8 protein-coding genes are annotated in these 9,255 nt (G+C 68.5%); 2 read left to right on the top strand and 6 right to left on the bottom strand.

What is annotated here, in order from left to right; translation table 11 throughout:
- Both BO221_RS16275 and BO221_RS16270 read right to left on the bottom strand, forming a co-directional pair.
- A partial coding sequence (locus tag BO221_RS16275; RefSeq protein ID WP_073561340.1) for a protein kinase occupies window positions 1-1,004 on the bottom strand: 1,004 nt, incomplete at its 3' end.
- A 37-nt stretch (window positions 1,005-1,041) separates the two neighbouring features.
- Entirely contained in the window at window positions 1,042-1,641 is a 600-nt protein-coding gene (locus tag BO221_RS16270) for a hypothetical protein (protein WP_143195478.1), read from the bottom strand.
- A gap of 1,070 nt (window positions 1,642-2,711) precedes the next feature.
- On the opposite strand from BO221_RS16270, the gene BO221_RS16265 reads away from it, so the two are divergent.
- The gene (locus tag BO221_RS16265; protein WP_073561338.1) at window positions 2,712-3,245 is read left to right on the top strand and encodes a hypothetical protein; all 534 of its coding nucleotides are present in this window, start codon (window positions 2,712-2,714) and stop codon (window positions 3,243-3,245) included.
- Here BO221_RS16265 and BO221_RS16260 read toward each other — a convergent pair.
- The 4 genes from BO221_RS16260 to BO221_RS16245 all read right to left on the bottom strand — a co-directional run bounded on the left by BO221_RS16260 (window position 3,223) and on the right by BO221_RS16245 (window position 8,130).
- Window positions 3,223-4,347: a hypothetical protein gene (locus BO221_RS16260; RefSeq protein ID WP_073561398.1), complete on the bottom strand. Its 1,125-nt coding sequence runs from the start codon at window positions 4,345-4,347 to the stop codon at window positions 3,223-3,225. The two genes, BO221_RS16265 and BO221_RS16260, sit on opposite strands and share 23 nt — an antisense overlap.
- A gap of 235 nt (window positions 4,348-4,582) precedes the next feature.
- Window positions 4,583-6,439 (bottom strand): von Willebrand factor type A domain-containing protein, encoded by a 1,857-nt coding sequence (locus tag BO221_RS16255; protein WP_073561337.1) that lies wholly within the window; start codon window positions 6,437-6,439, stop codon window positions 4,583-4,585.
- A gap of 60 nt (window positions 6,440-6,499) precedes the next feature.
- Window positions 6,500-7,603: a heparan-alpha-glucosaminide N-acetyltransferase domain-containing protein gene (locus BO221_RS16250; RefSeq protein WP_073561336.1), complete on the bottom strand. Its 1,104-nt coding sequence runs from the start codon at window positions 7,601-7,603 to the stop codon at window positions 6,500-6,502.
- On the bottom strand, window positions 7,600-8,130 hold the full coding sequence (locus BO221_RS16245) for a DUF3105 domain-containing protein (protein ID WP_073561335.1): 531 nt from the start codon (window positions 8,128-8,130) through the stop codon (window positions 7,600-7,602). Before BO221_RS16245 ends, BO221_RS16250 begins: the two co-directional genes overlap by 4 nt.
- Window positions 8,131-8,308: 178 nt before the next feature.
- On the opposite strand from BO221_RS16245, the gene uvsE reads away from it, so the two are divergent.
- On the top strand, window positions 8,309-9,238 hold the full coding sequence (uvsE, locus tag BO221_RS16240) for a UV DNA damage repair endonuclease UvsE (protein WP_073561334.1): 930 nt from the start codon (window positions 8,309-8,311) through the stop codon (window positions 9,236-9,238).
- The last annotated feature ends 17 nt before the right edge of the window (window positions 9,239-9,255 follow it).

The raw sequence follows: 9,255 nt of genomic DNA, 5'->3' as shown, positions 1-9,255 counted from the left end.
CTGTAGCGRTTCTCCGGGTTGGGCTGTAGTGCCTTGCCCAGGATTTTCCGCAAAGGCTCGGGGACCAAATCCGCTTGGCGCTCTATCTCCTCGGGCCCGAAGCTGAGGACGCGATTAAACAAAACCTCAAGCTCCACCCATGTCGGCCGCTCGGCGCGCAGGCCCTGGGGAAAGTGCGTCGCCGGACGGCTCGGCACCAGTCCGAGCGGGTCAAGCGGATATTTCGCCGTCAGCATCTCCAGCAGTACCAACCCGAGGGAGAAAATGTCCGCCCTGCCGTCAAGCTCCCTCGGGGTGAGTGGGTCCGTCTTGCTTTCGAGGGCTGCCCACATGGAGCGCAGCAGTTCCGGGGCGATATAGGCTGGATCTCCTCTCAGCAGGTCGCGGGGGGTGACCATGCGTCCGGCCAGCTCGGAATAGGCCGCTCCGAGGTTGCACAGCTTGACGCGGCCATCCGCCCCAAGCCGGATRCGCAGGGGCCCCACGGCCCGGTGTACGAGCCGGAGCGGCGCCCCGGTYTCATCCTCGGCGTTGTGYGCGTATTCGAGCGCGTCCGCCACCTCGGCGGCAACGTAGACGGCGAAGGCAGGGGAAAGCCTCTTCTCCACGAGCGCCGCCGCATGTGTGACGGTGAGGAGGAAACAGCCCTTCATGTGCTCCATGACGACATAGGGAATCCCCTTGTTGACGATGAAGTCATGGACGCGGGCAATCTTGGGGTGACGCAGCAGCGAKGCAAGGCGAACCTCTTCCCGTGCGCTGGCGCGTGCGTCGCGYCCGGGGACCATGTTCACCTTCTTGAGYTCGACCATGTGACGCGGCCCGCCCGAGAGGAGCCGACGCCATGCGATGAAAAGCGTGTCGTAGTAGGGATGGAGTACAAGCGGCTCCGTCACCTCGTAACGGTATTCGCCCGCCTCGAAGGTGAAACGGTAGTCTTCCGATTTGACGGCGTAGCGGCGRGGACTGTCGCGCCGGGGCGTTTCTCTTGGCGTYGAGGGCATGGGAAACTCCTGTCTTTGGGAAGTCTTCGGGTACGGGTTACGGGGTGCGCTCGCCAGCGGGACGAAAGACGACGTGTACCCAGCCGCCGTTTCCATCGGGCGAGTAGAAGCCACCCACCTCGAATTCGCCCGCCCGCAGGACGCCGTTTCTCACCTCCACCGGGCCCACGCACTGCGCGGGGGTGCCGGTGAGGGCGGCGGAGAGGAAACCATCAGGGCCCATCACCCGCAGGTGTTGGTAGTGCAGCAGGCGAGCGTCCAGGGCGGAGCGCATGACAGGAGCGCCGCCCGCGATGACTTCCCGCAGCAGTACCTCGGCAACGAGCCTCGGGCCGAAGGTGCGCGAGGTGGACGGGTACAGGCCGAAGGAGACCCGCAGCCGGGTGGCCTCCTCGGGCGTCAACTCCGGGCCGGTGGGCAGCGTGTCCGCCGGTAGTCCGGCCTCCAGCAGCAGCGCGCCGAAGTCGTCCAACTGCGCGAGCGCGTCCCGCATGGCGCGGAACACCTCGGGGCGTTGTCCACTGGCGCAGGCAACGGGACACAGCAGCAGCACGGCCAGCAAGGCGGACGGGAGCGGACGGGGCCGGGCGCGGGCAACACGGGCCCCTATCCGGCACGCATGGGGGGCGTTCGGCATGGACACCTCGGGGTGAGGACAGCGGGAGAGCGGATAAACCTTCTGTTTACCGGGATGGATGAACCCTAGGTAACATGCGGGGCCAGCGGGGGGGAAGCCCCACCCGACTGCGGGGGTTGGCACGGCAACCCGACGTGAGCGGGAGGGGGCGAGGTGCGCCCATGGTGGCGCCCTCCACCGCGCCCGAGCTTCGGCTGCCGTCGTTGCCCCCCTCCCCCGAACGAGGGGCCCGCCGTGCTTCTGGTGCCCTCCGCCGTGTCCGAGCTTCGGCTGCCGCGCCCTGGTGTGCTCCACCGCGCCGCTGATGCGCTCCACCGGCCCGAGGCTCGGCTGCCGTGCCTTGGTGGCCTCCACCGGGCCCGAGCTTCGGCTGCCGCTGGCCCGGGGCCGCTTCGACCTGGCGCCCCGGTTGCGCGGCAATCCGGGCCTCTGGAGTGTGCCGGGATTCGGCGCGGCTCCTGAGTGCTCGAGTACGGCGCAAGGGACAGGGCGCGGCGCTCGGGCCGGTGGAGCGCATCGGCGCGCGACAGCGGCGCCGAGGTGCGGCAGCCGAAGCTCGGGCGCGGTGGAGTGCGCCAGGGGGGGCGGACGGCCACCAGGACAGCAGCCGAGCCTCGGGCCCGTGGAGCCCACCGGCAGCCGAAGCTCGGGCACGGCGCGAACCTTGGGCACGGCGGAAGGATCCAGCAGCGTGGCAGCCGAGCCCCGGGCGTGATGGAGAGCACGGGGCCCGGCGCGAACCTCGGGCGGCCTGCCTGGACGCTTCACAACAGCGGCGCGTGGTGGCCCCGGTGGTGGCGCGTGGTGGCCCCGGTGGTGGCGCGTGGTGGCCCCGGTGGTGGCGCGTGGTGGCCCCGGTGGTGGCGCGTGGTGGCCCCGGTGGTGGCGCGTGGTGGCCTGCCTCGCCTGTTGCCCCCCGTTCCTTGGTTGCCTGTCTATGCGCAGGTCAGTCATCGGCGGCCCTCTGCTAGCAGCCTGGACACATCCCGCAGGGTTGTGTCACCTTCGCTCCTGTCGGTGAATCTGGTGGGTTGTTTGGTTGGGGTTGGTTGTTTGGACGGGTGGCGGGTATGGCGGAGATCGACGTTTGTACGGAGGGGGCTTCCTCCACGGCTGGCGGGCGGGCGGACGCCTCTGATTGCTGCGGATGCGCCTCTGCGGGTGCGCAGGGTGCTCCAGAGGTCAGGGCGCAGCCATCGGCCCGCCCTGACTCAAGTGGTGAGGCCGACCTACTGCGGGCGCTCTACGAGGAAGTGCGGGGCCTGCGCGAGTCCGTGCGCGAGATTACGAACCGGCTCAGCAACACGGCTCCCGCTCAAGCGGTGCGGGCCATCTCCATCGAAGCCGCGCAGGACCTGCTCGGATGCGGGCGCTCGCGCATCTTCGAGCTTTTGAGGAGTGGCGCCCTCCGTCGTGCCCCGAAGCTTGGGAAGGTGGCCATGATCGACCTGCCCAGCCTCAAAGCTCTCATTGACGGCATCGACCACGAGCCAGCGCCCAAGCTCAAACGTGAGCGAGCGCCCAAGCTCAAGCGGCGCCCCGCCCAGCGCAACGCCGGGCGGGGGGAAAAGGATGAAATCCTTAAGCTGATTCGACGAGCCTGATTTGCGCTCGCCGCACGGGCAACAGTGCCGGATCGCCGGGGTGCTCCAGCTTGAGCGGAATCTTGATCATCGGGGGCACCTTCACGTTGTCGTAAAAGCGTTTGGTTGTGTTTGCCGAATGATGGCCGACCACGGCGGCAATCGCGGCCAGTGGGAGCCCTCCCGCCTTGGGCCTCACCTCCTGGCCGCACTCCGAAGCCCAGGTAACGAAGCTGTGCCGGTACTCCCCGAAATGAACCAGCTCGATTCCAAGGGTTTCACAGGCGCGAGCCACAACCCGGCGGATATGACTATCAACCGGCGCGGCCCCTCGCGCCTGTAGCCGCTGCACAGCCGCCAGGGTCTGGCGGTCGATACTCTGACGGTGAACGTTTCCGCTCTTGTGGATGAAGGTCACCGTTGCGGCGATCTCGCCTTGGTCCTCGAACACGGCAACTTTGCCCTCCCCCCTGGCCAACCGCTCTATCTCCGTGCCGTGCATTCCGGTCTTGGCGTGGATGCACAGCACGTCGCGCACACACTGCACGTCGGTCGTGCGCCGCGTGGACTCCCGCTGGAAATTGGTGAACTCCCATCCGCTGATGGCTCGATAGAGCCGCTCGGTGGTCTCGATGCTGTAACCCTTCTCCCGCACGGCCTTCTCGGGACGGGTCACGGGCACCTTGAGGGACACGGTAGGGTCTTCGGCCAGGGAGAGGGCCCCTTGCTCCCTCAACCAAGAAGCAAACGACTTGAGCGCCGTAATGCGGTTCTTCCTGGCCGTCTTGTGCCGGGCCAACTCCCGCAGCAGTTCCTGGAGAGTGACGGTGCGCAGGTCCCTCCCCGAGAGAGCTTCCGCCCAGGTCGCCAAGTAGAAGCCGACATTGCCCAGGTAGCGTTCCGTGGTCTTCGCCTGCCTCATGGAGTCGAGGAAGCGGCCCACGGTCTCAGCGTTGAGGTAAACGGCGGATTCCTGCTGCTGCTGCCGCGCCTCCCGCTTGGTGCTGTAGCCCTCTGGATCTCGCATGAAGAGGGCCAGCTCGGCTTCCGCTTCCGTCTCGCTGCGGGCGTCCAGGTGGACCGTATAGGCCCGCCCCTGGACCATCTTCCGCAGCACGAACACCGGACGACCATCCTTCCCGTCGAACGTCCGCCCCCCCTTCCACTTCCCGCTCCACACCCTGTTGTTGCCCACGTCGTGCGCTCCGTTTTGGTCCGAATTTGGACCCCAGGGAGCCCGATTTGGTCCCCAAATGCAAACCGCGCCCCCTCGACAGGTGGGGGCGCGGCTCAGAGCGGCGGGTAACTTCTAGTGGAGGCGGCGGGAATCGAACCCGCCGCTTCCTGTCTCTATTGGCTCAGCGGTTGTCGCGAGCCATGGAGTTGCCCAGCAGGCCGCGCGCCCGGACCACCAGCTTCGCGAACTCCTCGCGGTCCGACTGACCGTCGATGGCGCCCTCGGCGAGCTTCTGCGCCGTGGCCAAGTTCCAACCCTGGGCGCTCGGGCTGCCGCGCAGCACGTCCGCCGTGGCCGCCACCGCCACCGCGAAACGGAAGTCCGGCGAGGCCCCATCCAGCGTCGCTTTCATCATCTTCTGCTCGACCGGGAAGGCCTGCTCGGCCGCCTCGGTGCCGTTGGGCGCCTTGGCGCGGATGCGCACCGTGCCCAGCGGCGCCTTCTCACCCGTCAGCTCCACCTCGTACACCGCCGTCACGCTGTGGCCCGCGCCGATCTCTCCCGCGTCCACCTTGTCGTCACGGAAGTCCTTGTCCGCGATGTCCCGGTTCTCGTAGCCCACCAGCCGGTAGCGGTTCACCACCTTCGGGTCGAACTCCACCTGGAGCTTCACATCCTTGGCGATGACCTCCAGCGTCCCGGTGAGCTGCGCCTCGAAGACCTTCTTCGCCTCCTTGTAGCTGTCGATGTAGAAGCAGTTGCCGTTGCCCTTGTTGGCCAGCTTCTCCATCAGATCGTCCCGGTAGTTGCCCATGCCGAAGCCGATGGTGGACAGCGTGACGCCCTCCTTCACGTACCCCTGGATGCTGTTGAGCATGGAGTCCGCGGAGACGTTGGGGCCGATGTTCGCGTCACCGTCCGTGAGCACCACCACGCGCGACACCGCGTTGCCCGAGGCCTTCTTCACCGCGTGCTTGTAGGCCATCTGCATGCCCGAGCCCATGGCCGTACCGCCGCCGGACTCCAGCGTGTCGATGGCCTTGTAGATGGCCTCCAGGTTGGTGGCCGGCGTGGGCGAGAGCACGTCCCGCGTGCTGCCCGCGTAGGTGACGAGCGCCACCGTGTCGTTCTCGTTGAGGTTCTTCACCGCCAGCTTCATCGCCTCCTTGGCCAGCGGCAGCTTGTCCGGCTGGCTCATGGAGCCGCTGGTGTCCACCAGGAAGACCAAGTGCGCGGGCTTGCGCTGCGAGCGCGAGACGATCTTTCCCTGCACGCCCACGCGCACGAAGTGGCGGTTCGCGTTGAAGGGCGAGGGCGCTCCCTCGAGGTGCACCGTGAAGGCGCCCTGCTCGGGCGGCGTGTAGCGGTACTTGAAGTAGTTGACGAACTCCTCCACCCGGACGGCCGCGTGCGGCGGCAGGGCCCCCTGGTTGAGGTAGCGGCGCGACACCGCGTACGACGCCGTGTCCACGTCCACCGCGAAGGTGGAGAACCGATCCGTGGCCGTCTCGGTGAAGGCATTGGCGGCGTGGTGGGTGAAGCTGTTGCCCTGCGATGGGGGCTCCGCGGGCTGCGGCTGCATGGCCACGCTCCCCGCGGCCATCCTCTTCGCTGGAGCAGGGGGCGGAGGCGGAGGCGGAGGCGGCGTGTGGGGGGCGCCCGCGACGGATATGTCCACCGTTGGCGGCATGACGCGCGAGGGCTGCGGAGCGGCCGGGGTGATCGTCGGCTTCTTCGGGCTTGCCCGGGCGACGTCGGCCTTCGCCGCGAAATCCTTGGACTTCTCGCGCGCTGAATCGTCCGCCGAAGCGACTCCGGCCCCGGCCGCGGCCTCGTCCTGCGCGGGCCCGGCTTCTTCCGGGGCGGGGGCGGCCTCGCCCTTCGAGACCTCGTGCGTCTGGGACTGCCACGCGACCGACGGCGCGGCATCGGCGGACGCCCTCGTACCGGGCGCGTAGCTACAGGCGGGGACGAGGCTCAGGGCGAGGGCGGCGCTCCCCCAGCGGGTCAGGCGGCGGTTCAGCTTGGTCGAGGACATGTGCGCTCCGGTTGTTTCCGTGGGAACGGACGCTCGGAACGCACCAGCCTCGATTTGGGTTTATTCCGATCGGGCGATTTTTTCCCCGAAGCCCCCGCGGAGCGTCTCCACGAGGAACCGGCCCGCCCGGCGCATCGCGTTCTGGGCCGCATCCAACCCGACGCACAGCCCGTACGTCAGGCCGATCAGCGCCACCGTCAGCAGCGTGTACTGGCCCCAGCCGCTGCGGCCTCCCCACATCTTCTCGAAGGAGAAGCCGAAGATGTGGAAGTAGAGCAGCGCCTCGTGGAAGAAGTACGCGGACATGGACGACGTGCCGAACGTCTCCACGAAGCGCCGTATCCGGGAGGGCTCTCCCGTGGATGCCGTCCGCCGCTCCAGCTCCATCAGCCCGAGCAACAGGAGGCTCACCCACATCCAGCGCTCGGCCGCGTTGGAGGGGTTGGTGACGAAGAAGCGGTGCTCCGGGTACATGTCGCGGAGGGGCTCCGCCGCCATCCAGCCCGCGAACCCGAGCCCCACGAGGAACACCAGGGCCCGGACGAGTCCCGCGCGGCCCTGCTCGCCGGCAACAGCCCCCGCGTACGCTCCGAGCCACGTGAAGCCGAGCCACGGCAGCAGGGGGAAGACAGCTCCAGTGGACTTGTTGAGCACGTAGGCCCACGGCCCCTGCGCGGCCTCGCCCAGCGGCGAGAGGAAGAAGACGATGAGCGCCAGCGCCAGCGCCACGCCCCGCAGCACCCGCGGCCGAGAGGCCAGCCAGGCGGCCACCGGCAGGACGATCAGCAGCGACAGCCCCACGCAGTGGAGGATGTCCAGGCGCACCAGCCACTTCGGCTCCCGGAACAGGGGGAACCACATCCAGTTGACCAGCGTGGCCACGCCGAGCACCTGCAGGGCCCGTCGCAGGTTGCGCCCGAGCCGCTCGCCCCGTTTGCCGCTCGCGGCGCTGCGGACCAGCAGCATGGCGAGCGCGAAGCCCGCGGCGAAGAGGAAGGACGGAGCCACCAGCCCGTCGATCATGAGCAGGTACTTCGTTGTCTTGCTCTGGCGCAGCTCGGGGGTCAGCAGCACCAGCGCGTGGCACTGGACCATGAACAGCACGGCGATGCCGCGCAGCCAGTCGATGGCGCGGACGCGCTCGGAGGTGGGGGAGGAACTCATGGCAGGCAGGCGAGCTCGGGTTCGGGGGCTTCGGCGTCCTGGTGCTGCAGGAGGCAGCGGATGGCGTTCGCGTCTGGCTCGTTCGCGCCCCAGGAGCGCCGCCACAGCAGGGCGGCCACGCGCGTGGGAATCCGCGAGTCCGGGGCGACGAGGGCGCGGATGGCTCCGTTGCTGCCCTTCTTCGCCTCCTGACGCAGCGATTCCAACGTGGCGACGATCTCGGGGCAGCCCTCGGGGCAGTTGTAGAGGAAGACCGCGTGCCCGTGCTCCAGGTTGTGCAGCCACACGCACCGGTTCTGCTCGGTGTCGTGGACCCGGCAGCGCAGCGTGTCGCCACAGTGGTCCCCGCTCGTGGGCGGGTTCTGCCCGTCTCCGCACGCGGTGCTCGAACAGGTGAGGTGTCTAGCGCTCGCGGGTGGTGGGGACAGGGAAATGCCGTAGCGGGAGCAGTCCTCGGGGTCGCTCGGACCACAGGCGAGCAGGGAGGACAGCAACAGGGCGGGGATGGCACGGTGGAGCAGGGACATCGGGGCCCCTCTTACCACGGGTGCATCTCACGGGCTCAACCCGGGACGCGCGATACCCTCACCCCGGCCCTCTCCCGGAGGGCGAGGGAGGGTGGGGGGACGACGGTTGCACGGATGCCCGGCGGTCAGGTCTGGCGGGCCAGTGAGACGTTTCGCTCGCCGTACGAATCCTAGAGGGGTGCAAGAAGGACTCTCTTCCTACCGTCTCGGCTACGTCGCCAACTGCCTCTCGCTCGGGCTGGGGGCCAGCCATACCTGCCGGCTGGCCGGCGCCACGCCCCAGCGGCTCGAGGAGCTCATCGAGCTGAACCTCTCCGAACTCGAGCAGCTCCTCCTCTTCAACGAGGCACGCGGTATCGAGTTGTTCCGCATCGGCTCGTCACTCATCCCGTTCGGCTCGCATCCCGTCAACATGCTCCCGTGGTGGAAGAAGTGGGCGCGTGACTTCGATCGTCTGGGGCATATCGCCCGGCGTTCCCGCCAGCGCTTGTCCTTGCACCCCTCGCCCGCGGCGGCCTCGCTGACGTCCGTGCACCAGCGGGTCCGTGACGCCGCGATCGCCGAGCTGCGCTACAGCGCCCGCATCCTGGATCTGCTCGGACAGGGCCCCGAGTCGCGCGTGGTGCTTCATCTCGGAGGGGCCGCGCCGAGCCGGCCCGAGGCGTTGGACAACGCGCACCGCATGCTGGACGCCATGCCCGAGGAGCTGCGCAACCGGCTCGTCATCGAGCACGACGACAAGATCTGGAGCGCGCGCGAGGCCGCCCCGCTGGCCCGGGAGCACGGGCTGCCCTGGCTCGCGGACAACCTGCACAACCGCATCGAGCCCTCCACGCCCGAGATGCCGTTGGAGGAGTTGCTGCGCGAATCGGCGGCCTCGTGGCGCGCGTTGGACTTGAGGCCCAAGTTCCACCTGGCGAGCCAGAAGCCAGACGGCAGGCCGGGGGCTCACGCGGACCGGATCGATCCGGCGGACTTCCAGGCGGTGCTGGCGGCGCTGGACGGCCCGGCGGATCTGATGCTGGAGGCCAAGGACAAGGACCTGGCGCTCTTCGCACTGCGTCAAAACGCGGCGGTCCTGTCGCCCGGGGCGGCTCCCCAGCCGTGAACATCCCGTCACTTTGA

Source organism: Archangium sp. Cb G35 (genome assembly GCF_001896145.1).
GTDB lineage: Bacteria > Myxococcota > Myxococcia > Myxococcales > Myxococcaceae > Archangium > Archangium violaceum.
The sequence above is the reverse complement of the archived record's forward strand: the minus strand, read 5'-3'. Positions and strand labels throughout refer to the sequence as shown.